Here is a 19,147-nt window from a genome sequence, read left to right on the forward strand (position 1 = left end):
TTGGAATGCGCAGAAGCGCTGCAAGGATGCTAGGGATGGTCCGCGTGTCTGCGTGATAGCGAGCTCTGCAGCGAAAAATGGGGATCGCATGGTGTTGTCCGAAAAGCACAGGCACGGGCGTGGGAGCAAGAGGCAACTACGCTGGCGCCCGGTTGATCGCGCTCTGCAGCCGACGCTCCTTGCGCCGCGCGGCGCTGAGAAGATCGTACACATGTTCTTAGGCTGGACATGGATTGCCCGCCACGGTGGCGACGGCGTGGGGATCCAGAGTGAGTCCCATGTGATTTACGCGAGGTATGAGGGTGACAGGCACCTGTTTGCCGGCCTGGGAGAACACGCTGGCAAAGCGGTCAGCATAGAACAGCTCATCGTCCGCCCCCGCCACGATGCAGATCGTACCCCTGGCATTGCGGATATCGGCTTGATAGTCGTCGTGAGGGCGGAAGTTAGTCGCCACCGTGAACGAATAGGCGGGCGTGAGTGCCTCGCGCGCCTCATCGCTCAGCGCGAACTTGAGCACGGGCATGTGGTTCCATTGGGTAATGCCCATTTGGTTGATCAGCGTTATTGCAATGATGCGCGGCAATCCCACGGAGGCCCAACCCCCCGCATCAGGCCGCGATGTGGAGGCGTTGTGGTGCAGAAATGGCGAGAGCAGTACGTAGCGATCAAAGAGCCCTTGCCGCGCACTGCCTGCAAAACGCAGTGCGAACCCACCTCCCGCCGAAAAACCCATCAGCGTTTGTGCTCCAGCGTGTGGCACGGCGCGCAGAAAATCCTCGATGTCGTCCTCCATTTGGCCTATGTAGGCGGCGTGGCCGCGGGTACCGGATGCGCCATGTCCCCTCATGTCGAGGGAAGCTACGGTGTAGCCAGCATTTGCCAGTGCCTGTGCCAAGACGTGATTGGACTGGCCGCGCGCCGAAGACCCATGGACCAACACCACCCGTTGCGGTGAAGCGCCTGACTGTCCTCCATTGGGGTGGTACGCGTGCCAAGCCAGCGATGCTCCATCGCGCGCTGGGTAACGCTGCGCAGGGGGAACATTGCTGAAATCCAAGTCTTTAAATGGGTCGTTGATAGTGGCTAAAGGCGGGATGTCTTCCGGCCCGCCCCACGCAATGGCGGCGGCTATGCCTACAGGAATGGCAGTGAGGGCCGCCAGCAGGATGGCAGCGATGACAGCAGGATATCGGCGGCGGGTTTGTGTCATGGAGTCGACCCAGTTAATGATGGGTAGTGAAATGAGATGCGGGAGCATCCGGTGAGCGTTCGGGGAACCAAGGTCTCGACATTCAGCCGTCGATAGCCTCGTTCGCTTGGCAAGCGTGCCGTGCCACAGCGGCCACGGCCTGGGCATCCAGCGTGAGGCCCATGTGGTTCACGCCGGGCACGAGGGTGACGGGAACGGGCTTGCCGGCCTGGGCAAACAGCTCGGCATAGCGGTCGGCATCAAACAGTTCATCGTCCTGCCCGACCACCACGCACACACTGCCCCGGGCGTGGCGGATGTTGCTGGCGTAGTTCAGTTGGGGGCGGAAGTTCATCGCCAGGTTGTAGGAGTAGCTGGGCGTCAGGCCTGCTCGGGATGCATCGTCCAACGCAAAGCGCACCACCGGCAGGTGGTTCCACTGCGTGATGCCCGCGCGGTTGAGCAGCGTGAGTGCGATCAACCGCGGCACGCCCACCGCCGCCCAGCCGCCTGTGTTGGGGCGCGCCGTGGGGGCGTCCTGGTGGATGAAGGGCGACAACAGCACGTAGTGGTCGAACCGCGCCTGCCTGTCGTCGCCTGCAAACCGCAGCGCAAAGCCGCCGCCTGCAGAAAAGCCCATCAGCGTCTGCGGGCCTGCGTGGGGCATGGCGTTCAGAAAGTCCTCCACGTCGTCTTCCAGCTGGCCGATATACGCCACGTGCCCGCGCGGGCCGGATTCGCCATGGCCCCGCATGTCGAGCGCGGCCACTGCATGCCCCTGGGCCGCCAGGGCGCTTGCCAGCACGTGCAGCGACCGGGCGCGCGATGAGGAGCCGTGGACCAGCACCACGCGCCGTACCGGCGCACCTTCCGCAGTGGCGCCAGGTGCAGGCGCGTAGCCGTACCAGGCGAGCGGGGTGCCATCCCGCGCGGTGTAGCGCTGCGCAGGCGGGACGCGGCTGAAGTCCACCTTCTCAAACGGGTTGTTGACGCTGGCCAGCGGCGCAATGTCGCGCGGTCCGCCAAAGGCAAGGGCAGAGGCCAGCACGGCCACGAAGGCGATCAAAACCAGGGCAAAGGTCACGAGCATGGGGGTGATGCGGCGCTGCCGCAGGAGGGAGGGCCGCGCCATGGTACCGAGCAGCCCGAGGGAAATGGCGGAGATGAGCAGCATTCTTGGAGCGCTCATTGCGGTGCGGCGGACGCCGGCACCAAGTGCTGCGCGAGGAATGCAACGATGCGCTCGTCCAGCGCGGGCAGCACGGCGCGGTCAAAGCCTGGAGGGTCGGCCAGCAGGTGGCGCTCGGTGCGGCCCAGCACCTCCATGGGCGGGGCGGGCGACAGCAGCACGCTGTGGCAGGCCTCGGGCAGGTGGGCGATGCGCGTGCAGGGTGTGCAGGCGGCGGCCACGGCCTCGCTGTGCCAGCGCGGGGTCAGCCACACATCGCGGCCCGCGGTGACCAGGCCCAGCGGAATGCGCGGCTGGCGCAAGGTTTCCAGGTCGAAGTCCGCTGCTGCGGGCACGCCGGCCACGGCCACGGCGATGCGCGGGTCGTAGTGCCGCACGGGTTCGGCGTCGTCAAACCGCTGGCGCAGCACGCCCAGGGCCACCGTCTTCTTTGCGCCGTCCAGCATGCCGCCGGTCAGCAGCGTGTAGGTGCCCACGCAGGCATTGAAGTCGTCTGCGATGTGGGCCTCGCAATGGGCCAGGAAGCGGGCGGGCGACCAGGCGCCGCCCGCCAGGCTCAGGGCCGTGTGCCCGCCCGCCGACTGGCCTGCCACGCCCACCTTGTCCAGCTGCAGCAGCGGCGCCAGCTGCGGGGCAGCCGCCACAGCGTCGATGGCGCGCGACACTTCTTGGGGACGGCGCTTCCAGCTCACCGGGCCGGCGTCGGCCGCGTTGCGGGCATTGTCGCCCTGGTGCTCGGGCATGGCCACCACAAAGCCCGCGCGCACCAGCGCACGCGCCAGGTCGGTGTGAACCCAGGGGTTGCCGCCAGAGCCGTGCGAGACCACCACAAGCCGGCCATTGCCGCGCGCGGGCGCTGCCTGCGGCGCCAGCTGGACGGTGAAGGGCCCGCGCTGCACGGGTTGGTCGGCGTCGGGCGTGGGGTAGAACACGGTGACGGGGCCGTCGCCTTGCAGGCCGGGCAGCACGGCCAGGCCCATGCCGGCGTGCGCGGAGGTCGTCGCGGTGAGGGCGGACAACGCCGCCAGCAGTCCGGTGAGACGCAGCGTGGTGCAGCGCATGGCTTGTCTCCTCGTTGATCAGTGGCCGGCGCCGGGTTGCCGGGCGACACGCTCGCGTTCGGCCTGCACCATGCGGTCGTAGATACCGGCGCCGCCGGTGGTGATGAACACTACGGCGCCGTGCACGGCCAGGCCGAGGCCCCAGCCCAGCAGGGGGAACACGGCCCAGCCCCTGCCGCTGGACAGGGACAGGGTCACCAGCAGCGTGTTGACCAGCACATATACGATGGCATGGACCAGCCAGCCCAGCTTGGCGCCTGCGCGGCGGCGGGCCAGGCGTTCGGTGGCGTCGGCGGTGGTGTTGGATAGGGTGTAGGAGCGCATGGAGGATTCCTGGTGAAGATGAAACAAGAAGGAAAGGAAAAAGTGAGTGCAGGCTCAGGCCGTGGGACTGGCCCAGCGGGCGGGATCCGGCTGCGCAGCTTCGCCCCGGGCCAGCCGCCAAAGGCGCAGCGCGCGGGCGGCGAACAGGCCGTTGAACATGCCGTACAGCGTGCCGATCTGCAGGGCGAATTCGCCGCTGCCGGCCAGCGCGGGCTGCAGTGCCAGCTCCACGCCCACGAAGTACTTGGTCAAGAAGATGCCCAGGATGAGCGCCAGCGGCATGGCGCTGCCCGGCACACAGAAGCTGCGCGCTTGCGGCAGGTACTGCGTGCCGGCGGGCGCCGTGGGCTGGAACCACAGGGCCAGCGCGGCTATCGCGACGGCGGCGACCAGCCAAGTGCCCAGCGCCGCCGCGGCCTGCCCGGCCGGCGCAAAGGCCGACGCCACGCCATAGACCGACAGCACTGTCATCGCCAAGGGCGTGAGCAGCGCCCGCACCAGCCCCACTTGGCGGGCGCGCAGCTGGCTGACTCCCAGCCACAGCAGGCCGGCCAGCAGGCCCCAGACCCAGGTGGGTGTGCGTTGGATGATGGCGCCCAGCATCTGGGGCTGTTGGATCAGCAATTGCATCAGCATGGTGAAGCTCCTGAAAGAAAGGGGGCGGGGGGCAGGGGGAGAAGAGCGGCGGTGTCAGATCACACCCAGCGCGGACCACAGGGCGTGGCCCAGGTAGCGCTCGGGCAGCAGGGTGAAGGCGCCGGCCGTCACGCAGGCGCCGAAGTACAGGCCCTGCATGGTCTTGCGGTGGGCGGAGATGTTGCCCCGCGCCAGGTAGATGAACGAGCCCACCAGGCCGAATAGCGTGACGGGCACCAACAGGTGGATGACGCCAAAGCCAGCCAGCCTGGGTCCCACGCTGTTGCTGATGAACAGGGCCGATACGGCCGTGGCCGCCATCAGCGTGACCCACGCGTAGCCTGCCGCACGGTGCAGGCGCGGACGCTGCTGGCGGCCCTTGCGGGCCCACAGGGCCAGCGGGCCGAGGGCTGTGGCGGCCAGGGCCGCGGCCAGGTGGATGGCAATGGCGGGGGTGAGTTGCATGGCGGATTCCTCGGGGCGGGGTTCGGTGCGATGGGCCGGACTCTGCCGGCCGGATGCAGGTGGCGCCACCGGCGTGCGACGAAATGCGCGGCGGCATGCGCGAGATGCGGGAAGGCGGAGCGAAACGCAGCCCGGGTGAAGGGCCGTCGGCGCTGCCTTCCTCCCTTTTTTTGACCCCAAGGTTTACTTTTCTTCGCACAGGCTTCAAGGCAGAGCGCGAAATGTCACTCTACGATCCGTTTCGGCGTGCACCCCGGCCCCCACAATGCAGCCCGGGCCTGCAGCCCAGAACCCGCACCAGGACCGTCATGAACCCCCAAGAAGTCAACGCGCCCCAGCCTCCGTCTCCCGCTCCCGCCCCCTCGAACCTGCCGCCCGCGTCTCCTCCCCCGCGCAAAACCCGCTGGTTGGGCAGCTTGGTGGCCCTGGCGCTGGTGGCAGCCGTGGGCGGTGCCGCCTGGTACCTCCTTCAGCGCAGCCAGGGTGACGCAGGCGCAGGCATGGGGCGGGGCCCCGGGGGCGGCCGCCCCACGGTGACGGTCGGCGAAGCGGCAGCGCGCAAGGCGGAGCTGCCCGTGGTGATCGATGCGCTGGGCACCGTCATCCCCGCCACCACCGTCACGTTGCGCCCCCAGGTGTCCGGCACGCTCACCCAAGTGCTGTTCACCGAAGGACAGATGGTCAAAAAGGGGCAACTGCTGGCACAGATCGACCCCCGGCCCTTTGAACAGGCGCTGTTGCAGGCCCAGGGCACCCGCCAGCGCGACGAAGCCCAGCTGGAAAACGCCCGCCTGACCCTGGAGCGCTACCGAACGCTGTTGGCCCAGGACTCCATCGCCCGCCAGGACGTGGACACCCAGGCCGCGTTGGTCAAACAGCTGGAAGGCACCGTCATGACCGACCGTGCCCAGGAAGGCGTCGCCCGGTTGAACCTGGATTACACGCGCATCACGTCGCCCGCCACGGGCCGCATCGGCCTGCGCACCGTGGACGCGGGCAACTACGTCACCTCGGGCGACGCTGCGGGCATTGCCACCATTACCCAGGTCGCGCCGATCGATGTGCAGTTTGCGGTGCCGCAGGACCGGGTGGGCGACATCCTGGCGGCGCAGGCCGAGTCTGCCGCGCTGGCGGTGACGGCGCTGGACCGCACCCGCAAGGCAGAACTGGACAAGGGCCGCTTCTCGACCCTGGACAACCAGGTGGACACGACCACCGGCACGGTCAAGGCCAAGGCCCGTTTTGACAATGCGTCGGGCACGCTGTTTCCCAACCAGTTCGTGAACGTGCAGCTGCTGCTGCGCAATGTGCCCGCCGTGGTGGTGCCCGTCACGGCCGTGCGCACGGGCGCCAATGGCGACTACGTGTATGTGATCAACGAAGACCGTACGGTGTCGCTGCGCAAGGTCAAGCGCGGCCAGGCCACCGTGGGCCTGGTGGCCATTGCAGAAGGCCTGCAAGAAGGCGAGCGTGTGGTGACGGAAGGCGGCGACCGCCTGCAGGACGGCATGGCCGTGCAGTTGCCGGGCGCCGGGGGTGCCCGCGGCGCGCGCAATGGTGCATCAGCTCCCCGCGGTGGCGCGTCTGCGCCCGGTGAAGGCGGCCAGCGCCGCCAGCGCCCCGCGCAGAATCCTTGAAGGGACAGCATGAGCCCTTCGCGTCCGTTCATTGAAAGGCCGGTGGCCACCGCGCTGCTGATGGTGGCCATCGTGCTGGCAGGGGTGGTGGGTTTCAGGTTCCTGCCGCTGTCGGCCTTGCCGGAGGTGGACTACCCCACCATCCAGGTGCAGACCCTGTACCCCGGTGCCAGCCCGGAGGTGATGAGCCGCACCGTGAGTGCCCCGCTGGAGCGCCAGTTTGGCCAGATGTCGGGCCTGGAGCGCATGGCGTCCACCAGTGCATCGGGGGTGTCCATCATCACCCTGCAGTTTGGCCTGGGGCTGGCGCTGGATGTGGCCGAGCAGGAGGTGCAGGCCGCCATCAATGCGGGCAACTCGCTGCTGCCGGCCGACCTGCCCGCGCCGCCCGTGTACGCCAAGGTCAACCCAGCCGACGCGCCGGTGCTGACGCTGGCCATCAGCTCAGACACCCTGCCGCTGACCGAGGTGCAGAACCTGGTCAACACGCGCCTGGCACAGAAGATCAGCCAGGTCGGCGGTGTGGGCCTGGTGTCGCTGGCGGGCGGGCAGCGCCCGGCCATGCGCATCCAGGCGGACACCAAGGCACTGGCCTCGTATGGCATTGGCCTCGACACCTTGCGCACGGCCATCACGTCGGCCAACGCCAACAGCGCCAAGGGCAGTTTTGACGGGCCCCAGCGCTCTTACACCATCAATGCCAACGACCAGTTGCTGACGGTGGACGACTACAAGAACCTCATCGTGTCCTGGCGCAATGGCGCGCCCGTGCGCATGCTGGACGTGGCTCGCGTGGTGGAAAGCGCCGAGAACAACCGGCTGGGGGCGTGGGCGAACGAGACTCCATCGATCATCCTTAACGTGCAACGCCAGCCAGGCGCCAACGTGATCGCCACAGTGGACAACATCAAGAAGCAGCTGCCCGAGTTGCAGGCCGGTCTGCCCGCATCGCTCAAGGTTGAGGTGCTGTCAGACCGAACCAAGGGCATCCGGGCATCGGTACACCACGTCGAGATGGAGCTTGCGCTGGCCGTGCTGATGGTGGTGCTGGTGATCTTCTTCTTTCTGCACAGCCTGCGCGCCACCATCATCGCCAGTCTGGCGGTGCCCATTTCGCTTATCGGCACCTGCGGCGTGATGTACCTGCTGGGCTACAGCCTCAACAACCTGAGCCTGATGGCGCTGACCATCGCCACCGGCTTTGTGGTGGACGACGCCATTGTGATGATCGAAAACATCGCGCGTTACCTCGAAAAGGGCGAGCCGCCTTTCCAGGCCGCGCTCAAGGGAGCCACGCAGATCGGCTTCACCATCATCTCGCTCACGGTGTCGCTGATTGCGGTGCTGATACCGCTCTTGTTCATGAGCGATGTGGTGGGGCGGTTGTTCCGAGAGTTTGCGGTCACCCTGGCCATCACCATCCTGATCTCGGGCGTGGTATCGCTCACCCTGGTGCCCATGATGGCGGCCCGCTGGCTGCGGGCCGAGCCCGAGGGCGGTCCCGGCGGACTGGCCGGGCGCATCAATCGGGGCTTTGACCGCGTGATTGCCGGCTACGACCGCTGGCTGCACTGGGTGCTGCGCCACCAGGGTGCCACATTGGTGGTGGCGGTGCTCACTCTGGTGCTGACGGCATTGCTGTATTTGGTGATCCCCAAGGGCTTGTTCCCCACGCAGGACACGGGCCAGCTGCAGGCGCGCATCGAAGCCTCGCAGGATGTGTCGTACGCGCGCATGAGCGAGCTGCAGCAGGCGGCGGCGCGGGCCATCCTGCAGGACCCGGATGTGGAGTCGCTCAGCTCTTTTGTGGGTGTGGACGCGGCCAACAACACCATGCTCAATGCCGGGCGCATGCTGATCAACCTCAAGCCGCAGCGCGACGCCCAGCAGGCCATCATCGACCGGCTGCGCGAGCGGGTGCAGGCGGTGGCGGGTGTCACGCTGTACCTGCAGCCCACGCAAGACCTGACCATTGATGCGGAGACTGGCCCGACCGAATTCAGGCTGTCGCTGGGCGGTGTCGAATCTTCCCAGGTGAATGCCTGGGCGCACAAGCTGGTGGAGCGGTTGCAAACCGTGCCCCAGGTGCGCAACGCCACCACCGATGCTGGCGCGCAGGGTTTGTCCGCGTTTGTGGACATCGACCGCAACACCGCCTCGCGTCTGTCGGTCACGGCCAGCAGCGTGGACGACACGCTGTACAGCGCCTTCGGCCAGCGCATCGTGTCTACCATCTTCACCGAGACCAACCAGTACCGCGTGATCCTGGAAGCGCAGCAGGAAAACCTGAACACGCCCGAGGCCCTGGGCACCCTGCAGCTGCGCACGGGTTCCGGCGCACCCACCCCGCTGGCGGCCGTGGCCACCATCCGTGAACAGCTGGCCCCCCTGCAGGTGACGCGCGTAGCGCAGTACCCTGCGGCCACGGTAGGGTTCGACAAGGCTGCGGGCGTCTCTCTGGGCAGCGCGGTGGAGGCCATCCGTGCGGCCGCCCGGGAGATCGGCATGCCGCCGGGCCTGTCCATGGAGTTCATCGGGGCGGCCGGGGCCTACGAGAAGTCGCTGTCCAGCCAGCTGTGGCTCATCCTGGCGGCGATGGTGTGCGTGTACATCGTGCTGGGCGTGCTGTACGAGAGCTACATCCACCCGGTGACCATCCTCTCCACTCTGCCGTCGGCCGGCGTGGGTGCACTGCTGGCGCTCATGCTCACGGGCAACGACCTGGGGGTGATCGGCATCATCGGCATCATCCTGCTCATCGGCATCGTCAAGAAGAACGCGATCATGATGATCGACTTCGCCATCGACGCGGAGCGCAACCAGGGCATGGGTCCGCAGCAGGCCATCCACCAGGCGGCGCTGCTGCGCTTTCGGCCCATCCTCATGACCACGCTGGCGGCGCTGTTTGCAGCGCTGCCGCTCATGCTGGGGTGGGGCGATGGGGCCGAGCTGCGGCGGCCGCTCGGCTTGGCGATTTTCGGCGGGCTGATTCTGAGCCAGTTGCTCACGCTGTTCACCACGCCCGTGATCTATCTGGCGTTTGATCGCCTGGGCCGCCGCGTGACGGGCCGGGGCACCGCCGCTGCGCCGCTGCAGCCCGGGGAGGCGCAGTGAACCTGTCGCGCCCCTTCGTCGAGCGGCCGGTGGCCACGGCCCTCTTGACCATCGGCATGGCGCTGGCCGGCATCGCCGCTTTTTTTGTGTTGCCGGTGGCGCCGCTGCCGCAGGTGGACTACCCGGCCATTTCGGTGTCGGCCAGCCTGCCGGGAGCCAGCCCGGAAACCATGGCGACCAGCGTGGCGACGCCGCTGGAGCGGCGGCTGGGCGTGATCGCCGGGGTCAACGAGATGACCTCCACCAGCTCCAACGGCTCGGCGCGGGTCAGCCTGCAGTTTGACCTCAACCGCAACATCGACTCGGCGGCGCGTGAGGTGCAGGCCGCCATCAACGCGGCGCGGGCCGACCTGCCCGCCACCTTGCGCAGCAACCCCACCTACCGCAAGCGCAACTCGGCGGCGTCGCCGGTCATCATCCTGGCGCTCACCTCCAAAACGCGCACGCCCGGCGAGATCTACGACGCGGTGTCCAACGTCGTGAGCCAGCGCCTGTCGCAGGTGGAGGGCGTGGGCGAGGTGGAGATCGGCGGCGGCTCGCTGCCCGCCGTGCGGGTAGAGCTGCTGCCGTTTGCACTCAACCGATACGGCATCAGCACGGAGGACGTGCGCGCCGCCATCCAGGCGTCCAACGCCAACCGTCCCAAGGGCGCCATCGAAGGCGATGGCCGCCGCCTGCAGATCTACACGCCATCGCCTGCCCGCAAGGCGGCTGAATACCAGTCGCTGGTGATCGCATGGCGCAACGGCGCGGCCGTTCGGCTAGGCGACGTGGCCCGCGTGGTGGACGGCGTGGAGAACCGCCGCACCTTGGGCCTGTTCAACGGAGAGCCCGCCATCGTGGTGCTGGTGACGCGCCAGCCCGGCGCCAACATCATCGAGACCGTGGACGCCGTGCGGGCGCTGCTGCCGGAGTTGCAGGCGCAGCTGCCGCAGGACATCCAGGTGGCGGTGGCGTCCGACAGCACCAATTCCATCCGATCCTCGCTGCACGAGATCGAGCTCACGCTCATGGTTTCCATCGCGTTGGTGGTGCTGGTGGTGGGGGTGTTTCTGCGCAAGGCGCGCGCCACCGTGATCCCTGCGGTGGCCACGGTGGTGTCGCTGCTGGGCACCTTCGGGGTGATGTATTTCCTGGGATTCAGCCTGAACAACCTGAGCCTCATGGCGCTGACGGTGGCCACCGGCTTTGTGGTGGACGACGCCATCGTGGTGCTGGAGAACACCATGCGCCACATCGAGGCGGGCATGGGCCGTGTGCAGGCCGCGCTGCAGGGCGCGCGCGAGGTGGGCTTCACGGTGCTGTCCATCAGCCTGTCGCTCGTGGCGGTGTTCATCCCGTTGTTGTTCATGGACGGGCAGGTGGGCCGGCTGTTCCGCGAGTTCGCGGTCACGCTGTCGGTGGCGGTGATGATCTCGCTGGTGATCTCGCTCACCACCACGCCCATGATGTGCGCCTGGATGCTGCGCGCGCACGACCCTGCCAACGACAAACCCCCTTCGCGCCTGGCGCGCTGGGCCGAGCGCGGCTATGACGCCGTGTTGCGCGGCTACGGCCGCAGCCTGGACTGGGCACTGGCCAGCAAGGGCCTGGTGATGCTCATTTTGCTGGCGGTGATCGGCCTCAATGTGTATCTGTTCGCCAAGATTCCCAAGGGGTACTTTCCGGAGCAGGACAACGGTCAGCTCAACGCCGGTCTGCGTGCGGACCAAAGCATTTCCTCCGATGCGCTGGCGCGCAAGTTGCGCGAAGCGGTGGACATCATCCGCAAGGATCCCGCCGTGGACACGGTGGTGGGCTTTTCCGGCGGCAGCCGGGCGGGCGGAGGCTTCATGTTCGTGAACCTCAAGCCCCTCAAGGAGCGCACCGACTCCACGCCCGCCGTGATCGCGCGGCTGCGCCCGCAGCTCAACCAGATTGCGGGCCTGCGCGTGTTCTTGAACCCGGTGCAGGACCTGCGCATGGGCGGGCGGTCCAGCAACTCCACCTACCAGTACACGCTCAAAAGCGACAACATGGCCGACCTGAAGCTGTGGGCGACCCGTCTGGCGGACAGGCTGCGGGACGAGACCCTGCTCAAGGACGTGGACACCGACCAGGCGGAGAACGGCGTGGAGACGTACGTCGAGGTGGACCGCGAGAGTGCGTCGCGCCTGGGGGTGAGCGCAGCAGCCATCGACAACGCGTTGTACAACGCCTTCGGCCAGCGGTCCGTGGCCACCATCTACGGCGAACTGAACCAGTACGCCGTGATCATGGAGTGGGCGCCGGAATACACCCGCGGGCCCCCTGCGCTGAATGACATCTATGTGGCCTCCAACCTGTCGGGTGAGACAGGCACCACGGCCAACCCTGGTCAACGCGGCGCGTCCACCGGCAACGTGATCAGCACAACCCCGGCCACCATGGTGCCGCTCAGCGCCGTGGCGCGGGTGGTGGAACGGGCGTCGCCCACGTCCATCAGCCACCAGGACGGCGAGCTGGCCACCACGATCTCTTTCAACATCGACCCAGGCACCTCTCTCGATCAGGCGCAGCAGGTGATTGCGCAGGCGGAGGCCGACATCGCCATGCCCACCAATGTGCGGGGCAGCTTCCAGGGCACGGCGTTGAGCGCGCAGCAGTCGCAGGGCCAGCAGGCTTTCCTCATCTTTGCCGCCATCGTGGTGATCTACATCGTGCTGGGCGTGCTGTATGAAAGCCTCATCCATCCCATCACCGTGCTGACCACGCTGCCATCGGCTGGCGTGGGTGCCGTTCTGGCCCTGCTGCTGTTTGGCATGCAGTTCACCATCATTGCGCTCATCGGCGTGTTCCTGCTCATCGGCATCGTGAAGAAGAACGCGATCATGATCATCGACTTTGCGCTGGAGGCCGAGCGTGCCCGGGGCCTGACTGCACTGGAGGCGGTGCGCGAGGCCTGCATGCTGCGGTTCCGCCCCATCCTCATGACCACCATGGCCGCCGCGTTGGGCGCGCTGCCGCTGGCCATCGGTTTCGGCCAAGGGTTCGAGCTGCGCCAGCCCCTGGGCGTGGCCATCATCGGCGGCCTGGTCGCGAGCCAGCTCCTGACCCTGCTGACCACCCCCGTGGTGTATGTGCTGCTGGACAAGCTGCGCAAGCCCGCGCCGAATGAACAACACCTGAGCCGCGCCGGCGCTCCCGGCCCTGCGACCTGAACCGCGCACCATGACCGTTGAATTGAAAAAAACTGATCGTCGTCCGGACTCCGCCAGCAGAGCGGCCCCGGTGCAACTAGCTTGCGCCGCGCTCGCTGCGATGGTCCTGGCCGGCTGTGCGACCCAACCTGCGTACCAGCCACCCGACATGCCCGTGCCTGTGGCCTTCAAGGAGGCGGGCGCCACCTGGGCACCCGCAGCGCCTGCCGACGCGCTGGACCGCGGCCCGTGGTGGGAGTTGTTTGGCGACCCGGAACTCAACCGCCTGGCCGAGCAGGTGCAGCTGTCCAACCAGAACATCGCCGCCGCTGTGGCGGCCTACGCGCAGGCGCAGGCCGTGGTGCGCCAGCAGCGCGCGGGCCTGCTGCCGTCGGTGAGTCTGTCGGGCGGCGCCACGCGCACCGGTGGCGAGGGGGCTGCGCGCTCGGGCCTGTCCACGCAGGCGTCGCTGGGCGTGGACTGGGCGCCCGACTTGTGGGACCGCCTGCAAAGCGGCGTGAACAGCGCGCAGGCCAACGCGCAGGCCAGCGAGGCCGACCTGGCCTCGGCCCGGCTGTCGGCCGTAGGCACACTGGCGTCGGCCTACTTCCAGCTGCGCGAGGCGGACGCAGAAATCGATCTGCTGCAAGCCACCGTGGAGGGCTACGAGCGCAGCCTGCAGATTGCGCGCAACCGCTACGCGGCGGGCGTGGTGGCGCAGACCGACGTGCTGCAGGCGCAAACCCAGCTGGCCAACGCGCGGGCCGACCTGGCCACGGTGCGGCAGAACCGCGCGCGCTTCGAGCATGCCCTTGCCGTGCTGACCGGGCAGGCGCCGGCCGACTTTGCGCTGCCGCGCGCAGCGTGGGTGCCCACCGTGCCTGCCGTGCCGCTGGGCGTGCCGTCCACGCTGCTGCAGCGGCGCCCCGACATCGCCGCGGCCGAGCGCGCGGTGGCGGCCGCCAACGCGCAAATCGGCATCCAGCGTGCCGCGTACTTTCCAAGCCTGAGCTTGGGCGCATCGGCCGGCACGGGGGGCAGCAGCGTGGCCGATTTGTTCAAGGCGTCGACGCTGGTGTGGTCGCTGGGGTTGTCGGTGGCGCAGACAATCTTTGATGCCGGAGCCACGGCCGCGCGGGTGGACGAAGCCCAGGCCGCGCGCGACGGCCGTGTGGCGGCTTACCGCCAGACCGTGCTCACGGCTTTCCAGTCGGTGGAAGACCAGCTCACCGTGCTGCGCACGCTGCAGGAGCAGGAGCCTCTGCGTCGCGAGGCCGTGGCTGCGGCGCAGCGCACGGCCGAGCAGCTGCTCAACCGCTACCGCGAAGGGCAGGTGGGCTACACCGAAGTGGTGACGGCCCAGGTCTCGGCGCTGTCCGCGCAGCGCGCGCTGCTGCAGTTGCAGGTCAACCGCCAGCTGGCGGCGGTGACGCTGGTGCAGGCGCTGGGCGGCGGTTGGCAGGCGCCGTGGCAGGCCCCTGCCTGAACGCCCGTGGCGTAGCAGAGCCTATACTCCTGTTTTGATAGCTGCTAGCGCTGGTAGGACGAGCGCTAGGTGCCGATTTCATTCAAATTCTTCTCAAGGGAGTCCGCGTGGACGTTCTACTGCTGGTCAAGGCCGCCATCATGGGCGTGGTCGAGGGCCTGACCGAGTTCCTGCCCATTTCATCCACCGGCCACCTCATCCTGGCGGGCGCCTTGCTGGGTTTTGACGACGCCAAGGCCAAGGTGTTCGACATCGCCATCCAGACCGGCGCCATCTTCGCGGTGATCCTGGTGTACTGGCAGAAGATCCGCGCCACCCTGGTGGCCTTGCCCACCGAGCGTCAGGCCCAGCGGTTTGCGCTCAATGTACTCATCGGCTTCTTCCCTGCGGTGATCCTCGGGCTGCTCTTTGGCAAGGCGATCAAGGCGCATCTGTTCACGCCCGTGGTGGTGGCTACCACCTTCATCATCGGCGGCTTCATCATCCTGTGGGCCGAGCGCCGCTCGCCCGCAGCCACGCGCATCCATTCGGTGGACGACATGACGCCGCTGGATGCGCTGAAGGTGGGCCTGGTGCAGTGCCTGGCCATGGTGCCCGGCACCAGCCGCAGCGGCGCCACCATCATCGGCGGCATGCTGCTGGGCCTGTCTCGCAAGGCTGCGACCGACTACTCGTTCTTCCTGGCCATGCCCACGCTGATCGGTGCCGGCGCCTACAGCCTCTACAAGGAGCGCGCCTTGCTGTCGATGGCCGACGTGCCGATGTTTGCGGTGGGGCTGGTGTTTTCTTTCATCAGCGCATGGCTTTGCGTGCGCTGGCTGCTGCGCTACATCAGCACGCACAGCTTTGTGCCGTTTGCGTACTACCGCATTGTTTTTGGCGTCATCGTGCTGGTGACCGCCTGGACGGGATGGGTGCAGTGGGCGGATTGATAATCCGCCCATGAACCGTTTCCGCCGCCGTCTCTTATCCCCCTCGCCGCCTTGCACCCGGGCGGGCGTCGTCGCCCTGGTATGCCTGTGTACCGTGCCTGCTGTGCTGGCCGCCGAGGCAGGCGCTTCCGCGCTGGACGAAGAGACAAAGGGCGCGCGCACGCTGAATTACGCGCTGGGCGCCATCGTCAGTACCAGCCCGGACTACGCGGGCGGCGCCGGCCGCAAGACCAGCCTGCGCCCGGCCTTGGCGGTGGAGTACGGCCGGTTCCGGCTGAGCACGTTGCGCGGAAGCGCTTTCATGGGGGCACGGCCTGCGCCCGCGCGAATCTGGCGCCAGCGCCACGCTGGCAGAGAGCGACCGCTTTCAGCTGAGCGCTTCCTTGCGCATCGACAACGGCCGCGATGGCTCGGACGCACCCATCCTGGTGGGGCTGCCATCGGTGCGGTCCACGCTGCGTGCGCGGGTCAGCGCGGGGTATGCGCTGACCGACCGCTGGTCGGTGGGCGCCGGCATCTCCCAGGACATCCTGGGGCGCGATGGTGGCGCTCAGGTGTCCACCAGCCTCGGCTACACCTGGCCGGTAACCGAACAGACCCGCGTGACACTGGGCGCCGGGGCCAGCTTTGGCGACAAGACGTACCTGCGGGGCCACTTCGGGGTGCCCGCCAACAGCAGCAGTCCTCTGCCCACGGTCAGCCCGGGCGCGGGCATCTACAGCGTCGATGCCGGGGTGGAGGTGATGACCGCCATCAACCGCCATTGGGTGGTGTTTGGCGCGGCCCGTGTTTCGCGGCTGCCGGGCGATGCCCGCCGCAGTCCGCTGGTGGCGGAGCCCACGGGGTATTCCGTCTCTGCGGGCTTGGCCTACCGCTGCTGCCGCTGACCGCGCGGTCCGATGGTGATAAGCTGCCCTGACACACTGTTACCTTTCGCAGGGCGGCCGCAGCGTTAAGCAGGCACTTCAACCCAGCCACTGGCCGCCTTCCAGTTGATGACCAACGCCCCCGAGGGGCATTCGCCGCATGACGCCAGACGAGCCGGAGTTGTCGCCTTCCACCCCGCCCGCGCCACGCAAGGCCGCCTGGTCCAAGGAGGAGCTGCTGGACCTGATCTCCCGCAGCGCCGGTGCCACCATGGCCGTGCTGGACCGCGATCTGGTCATGATCTACGTGAACGAGGAATATGCGCGGTGGTTTGGCACGGTGCCCGAGCAACTGGTCGGCAAGACCCTGGTCGAGGTATACGGCGCGCAGGAGGTGGAGCGGTTCACGCCTTTTGTGCAACGCGTGCTGAACGGCGAGCGGGTGCAGTACCAGCGCATGCTGCGCACGCCTTACGGTACGGACGAGTGGCGCACCATCTGCCTGACCCCCTGGCACAACGCGCGCGGCGAAATTGACGGATTCATCACCACCGCCCTGGACGTGCACGAATTGCAGGTCACCATGAACGCGCTGCGCGCAGCCAACCAGCGCTTGTCTTCGCACATGGAAAACAGCCCGCTGGCCGTGGTGGAGATGGACCACAAGCTGCAACTGCTGCATTGCTCGCAGCGGGCTGTGCAGCTGATGGGCTGGCTCCATGTCGCCGGATTGGAGGGGCGCCTGCTGACGGAACTGCTGGCGCTGGAGCCGGACGATGACAGCCTGCCACTGGCGTTGAAGCGGCTGCAGTCCGGCGAGGAGGCGCAGAACCGGGCCGAGACCTGTTTTGTACGCGCGGATGGCACCGAAGTGCACTGCGAGTGGTTCAACTCGGCGCTGACCAACGCCGAGGGCCAGGTGACTTCCATCATGGCGCTGGTGCAGGACGTCTCCGCCAAGATCCAGATCGCGCGCCAGCAGCACTACCTGGCCAACCATGACTCCCTCACGGGCCTGCTCAACCGCGCAGCGTTTCAAAGCCGGCTGGAAAAATCGCTGCACCAGGCGCAGCACAGCGCGGGCGCCGTGGCGCTGCTGTTCATTGACCTGGACGGCTTCAAGAGCGTCAACGACACCGAAGGCCACCGGGCCGGCGACGAAGTGCTGCGCATCGTGGCGCAGCGCATTGCCAGCACGGTGCGTGCAGGCGACACGCTGGCGCGGCTGGGCGGCGATGAATTTCTGGTCATGCTGGACCGCGAGGTCACTCGCGACGTGACGGACACCATCGCCCAGCGCATCATCGATGCCCTGCACCAGCCCATGACGGTGGAGGGCCGCGACCTGCACATCGGTGCCAGCATCGGCATCGCGCTGAACCCGCCGCTGCAGATCGACATCGACGACCTCATGAGCCGTGCCGACCAGGCCATGTATGCGGCCAAGCGCGCGGGCAAAGGGCGATTGCATTACGCGCAGGTTGCCTGCGGCTGATGCCATACCGCCCCGCCCCGGTGCGGCGAAGGCCCCCGCGGGCTACGCCCCCGGCAGCGAGATGCTCTGCTGGAAGTGGAAGAAGTTCGTGGGGTCGTACTGCGCCTTGACCTGTTGCAGGCGTGGATAAGCTGGGCCCCAGTAGGCCTGGGCAAAGTCCTGCAGGCTGGCGTCCGGGTAGTTCTGGTAGACGTGGCCGTTCATGAAGCCGCCAAACTGCGACATGAACTGCGCAAGCCAGGCCTCCATCTGCGTGCGCTCCTCCGCGTTGGTCCAGAACACATCCACCACCAGGTCGGCATCCACGTTGCGGTGTATGAAGGCGCTGTCCTCCATGGGGTAGCGGTTGATGGCGCCGCCATACGGCTCCAGGTAGGCCAGCGAGTAAGTGTTGGGCGAGGTCTTGAAGAAGCTGATGATGCGCTGCCAGTCCGCGGGGGACAGCGGCGCGCTGATGTAGCCGCTGGCCTTGGTTTCCGCCACGCCGTCTGGCAGGTTGTCGGGCAGCGTGTAGGGGTGGTCTTCCAGCCACACGTTCATCTCGGGGTAGGTGCCGGTCTTGTCCACCAGCAGTTGCGCGCTGGGAATTGCGAGCAGCGGGGCAATCGCCTGCAGCCCTGCGTCGCGCGTGCCGCAGAACATGCCCTGCACCATGTACACCGGCACGCCGCTCTGAAACCCCAGGTTCATCATGTAGCCCAGCGCGTCTGGGGCGCCCGTCTTCATGAAGTCTTTCTGCATCAGCGTAAGCACCTGGGCGGCATGGGCCTCGTCCCAGCTGATGGACCAGGCCCAGACTTGGTCCAGCGGCAGCATGCGATAGGTGACCTGTAGCAGCACGCCAAAATTACCGCCCGTGCCGCCGCGCATGGCCCAGAACAGGTCGGCATGCTCCTGCGCGCTGGCCGTCACGATGCGGCCGTCGGCCAGCGCCACGCGGAACGAGTCCACCAGATCGCTCTGGATGCCGAAGGCGCGCGATGTGTAGCCATACCCGCCGCCCTGCACAAAGCCGCCCACGCGCACATTGCCGCAGGCACCGGTGGGCACATGCCAACCGGTGCCGTTCATGGCGCCGTTGAAGTGGTCGAAGTCGGTGCCGGGCCGCACGTGCACCCGCTGCGTGGCGGGGTCCAGCACCACGCCCTGGATGTCGCTCAGGTCCACCACCATGCCGTTGTTGACCGAGTACCCCGCAGTGCTATGTCCGCCGGAGCGCACAGCGACCCACAAGCCAAAGGTTCGCGCTGCCGCCAGGCATTCCAGCACATCGTTCTCGCACGCGCAGTACACGATGAGCTGGGGGTAGGACTGGAAGGCGGGGTTGGACTCCTGCCGCGCCTTGTCGTAGTCCGGGCTGCAGGGCAGCACGATGCGGCCCACCAGCCGGCTTTCGAGCTGGGCCACAGCTTCCCAGGGCATCGCATGGTGTGCGGCGGCAGGGGTCGACTTTTGAGCGGCCAGCGACCGGAAGTGCGCGACACGCGCGTCCTTGGCAATGCGGGCAGGGCTTTTGCGATGGGCCATGGATAACGATCCTTCGTGAAAAACGCGAAGCCCCGTGTGTAACCCAAGCGTTCGTTTTTGACCAG

14 protein-coding genes are annotated in these 19,147 nt (G+C 67.4%); 7 read left to right on the top strand and 7 right to left on the bottom strand.

Features of this window, described 5'->3' with window-relative positions; all coding sequences use genetic code 11:
* Window positions 1-217 precede the first annotated feature (217 nt).
* From ACK4HJ_RS15320 to ACK4HJ_RS15345, 6 genes are all read right to left on the bottom strand, one after another.
* Window positions 218-1,213: an alpha/beta hydrolase gene (locus tag ACK4HJ_RS15320; RefSeq protein WP_409833161.1), complete on the bottom strand. Its 996-nt coding sequence runs from the start codon at window positions 1,211-1,213 to the stop codon at window positions 218-220.
* Between the two features lie 82 nt (window positions 1,214-1,295).
* Entirely contained in the window at window positions 1,296-2,366 is a 1,071-nt protein-coding gene (locus tag ACK4HJ_RS15325) for an alpha/beta hydrolase (protein WP_409833162.1), read from the bottom strand.
* A gap of 11 nt (window positions 2,367-2,377) precedes the next feature.
* Window positions 2,378-3,442 (bottom strand): alpha/beta hydrolase family protein, encoded by a 1,065-nt coding sequence (locus ACK4HJ_RS15330; protein ID WP_409833164.1) that lies wholly within the window; start codon window positions 3,440-3,442, stop codon window positions 2,378-2,380.
* An 18-nt stretch (window positions 3,443-3,460) separates the two neighbouring features.
* Complete coding sequence (locus ACK4HJ_RS15335) at window positions 3,461-3,766, bottom strand: 2TM domain-containing protein (RefSeq protein ID WP_409833166.1); 306 nt, start codon at window positions 3,764-3,766, stop codon at window positions 3,461-3,463.
* Between the two features lie 54 nt (window positions 3,767-3,820).
* The gene (locus ACK4HJ_RS15340; protein ID WP_409833168.1) at window positions 3,821-4,402 is read right to left on the bottom strand and encodes a DUF6622 family protein; all 582 of its coding nucleotides are present in this window, start codon (window positions 4,400-4,402) and stop codon (window positions 3,821-3,823) included.
* 54 nt (window positions 4,403-4,456) lie between these two features.
* On the bottom strand, window positions 4,457-4,867 hold the full coding sequence (locus ACK4HJ_RS15345) for a DUF2306 domain-containing protein (protein WP_409833170.1): 411 nt from the start codon (window positions 4,865-4,867) through the stop codon (window positions 4,457-4,459).
* 308 nt (window positions 4,868-5,175) lie between these two features.
* Here ACK4HJ_RS15345 and ACK4HJ_RS15350 point away from each other — a divergent pair, with 308 nt between their 5' ends.
* The 7 genes from ACK4HJ_RS15350 to ACK4HJ_RS15380 all read left to right on the top strand — a co-directional run bounded on the left by ACK4HJ_RS15350 (window position 5,176) and on the right by ACK4HJ_RS15380 (window position 17,555).
* Complete coding sequence (locus ACK4HJ_RS15350) at window positions 5,176-6,504, top strand: efflux RND transporter periplasmic adaptor subunit (protein WP_409833172.1); 1,329 nt, start codon at window positions 5,176-5,178, stop codon at window positions 6,502-6,504.
* A gap of 9 nt (window positions 6,505-6,513) precedes the next feature.
* A complete protein-coding gene (locus ACK4HJ_RS15355; protein ID WP_409833174.1) occupies window positions 6,514-9,618 on the top strand; it encodes an efflux RND transporter permease subunit in 3,105 nt (1,034 codons plus the stop codon).
* Entirely contained in the window at window positions 9,615-12,797 is a 3,183-nt protein-coding gene (locus ACK4HJ_RS15360; protein ID WP_409833176.1) for an efflux RND transporter permease subunit, read from the top strand. The genes ACK4HJ_RS15355 and ACK4HJ_RS15360 overlap by 4 nt, the downstream gene beginning before the upstream one ends.
* A gap of 100 nt (window positions 12,798-12,897) precedes the next feature.
* Window positions 12,898-14,262, top strand: coding sequence for an efflux transporter outer membrane subunit (locus tag ACK4HJ_RS15365; RefSeq protein WP_409833206.1), 1,365 nt, complete (start codon window positions 12,898-12,900; stop codon window positions 14,260-14,262).
* A 107-nt stretch (window positions 14,263-14,369) separates the two neighbouring features.
* Window positions 14,370-15,194 carry an undecaprenyl-diphosphate phosphatase gene (locus ACK4HJ_RS15370; RefSeq protein ID WP_409833178.1) on the top strand — a complete coding sequence of 275 codons (825 nt, stop codon included), beginning with the start codon at window positions 14,370-14,372 and terminating at the stop codon, window positions 15,192-15,194.
* Window positions 15,195-15,577: 383 nt separating this feature from the next.
* Window positions 15,578-16,081 carry a MipA/OmpV family protein gene (locus ACK4HJ_RS15375; protein WP_409833180.1) on the top strand — a complete coding sequence of 168 codons (504 nt, stop codon included), beginning with the start codon at window positions 15,578-15,580 and terminating at the stop codon, window positions 16,079-16,081.
* Between the two features lie 139 nt (window positions 16,082-16,220).
* Window positions 16,221-17,555, top strand: a complete 1,335-nt coding sequence (locus ACK4HJ_RS15380) for a diguanylate cyclase domain-containing protein (protein ID WP_409833182.1) — start codon at window positions 16,221-16,223, stop codon at window positions 17,553-17,555.
* Between the two features lie 42 nt (window positions 17,556-17,597).
* Here the strand turns inward: ACK4HJ_RS15380 and ACK4HJ_RS15385 are convergent, their stop codons facing one another.
* Window positions 17,598-19,082, bottom strand: coding sequence for an FAD-binding oxidoreductase (locus tag ACK4HJ_RS15385; RefSeq protein WP_409833184.1), 1,485 nt, complete (start codon window positions 19,080-19,082; stop codon window positions 17,598-17,600).
* Between the last annotated feature and the right edge of the window lie 65 nt (window positions 19,083-19,147).

Origin of the sequence: Acidovorax sp. (assembly GCF_046294525.1) — a bacterium.
Lineage (GTDB): Bacteria > Pseudomonadota > Gammaproteobacteria > Burkholderiales > Burkholderiaceae_C > Acidovorax.

Excerpts from the sequence above, each read along its gene's own strand:
- ACK4HJ_RS15320 (WP_409833161.1), bottom strand. The coding sequence starts at position 1,213 with ATGACACAAACCCGCCGCCGATATCCTGCTGTCATCGCTGCCATCCTG.
- ACK4HJ_RS15325 (WP_409833162.1), bottom strand. The coding sequence starts at position 2,366 with ATGCTGCTCATCTCCGCCATTTCCCTCGGGCTGCTCGGTACCATGGCG.
- ACK4HJ_RS15330 (WP_409833164.1), bottom strand. The coding sequence starts at position 3,442 with ATGCGCTGCACCACGCTGCGTCTCACCGGACTGCTGGCGGCGTTGTCC.
- ACK4HJ_RS15335 (WP_409833166.1), bottom strand. The coding sequence starts at position 3,766 with ATGCGCTCCTACACCCTATCCAACACCACCGCCGACGCCACCGAACGC.
- ACK4HJ_RS15340 (WP_409833168.1), bottom strand. The coding sequence starts at position 4,402 with ATGCTGATGCAATTGCTGATCCAACAGCCCCAGATGCTGGGCGCCATC.
- ACK4HJ_RS15345 (WP_409833170.1), bottom strand. The coding sequence starts at position 4,867 with ATGCAACTCACCCCCGCCATTGCCATCCACCTGGCCGCGGCCCTGGCC.
- ACK4HJ_RS15350 (WP_409833172.1), top strand. The coding sequence starts at position 5,176 with ATGAACCCCCAAGAAGTCAACGCGCCCCAGCCTCCGTCTCCCGCTCCC.
- ACK4HJ_RS15355 (WP_409833174.1), top strand. The coding sequence starts at position 6,514 with ATGAGCCCTTCGCGTCCGTTCATTGAAAGGCCGGTGGCCACCGCGCTG.
- ACK4HJ_RS15365 (WP_409833206.1), top strand. The coding sequence starts at position 12,898 with ATGGTCCTGGCCGGCTGTGCGACCCAACCTGCGTACCAGCCACCCGAC.
- ACK4HJ_RS15380 (WP_409833182.1), top strand. The coding sequence starts at position 16,221 with ATGACGCCAGACGAGCCGGAGTTGTCGCCTTCCACCCCGCCCGCGCCA.
- ACK4HJ_RS15385 (WP_409833184.1), bottom strand. The coding sequence starts at position 19,082 with ATGGCCCATCGCAAAAGCCCTGCCCGCATTGCCAAGGACGCGCGTGTC.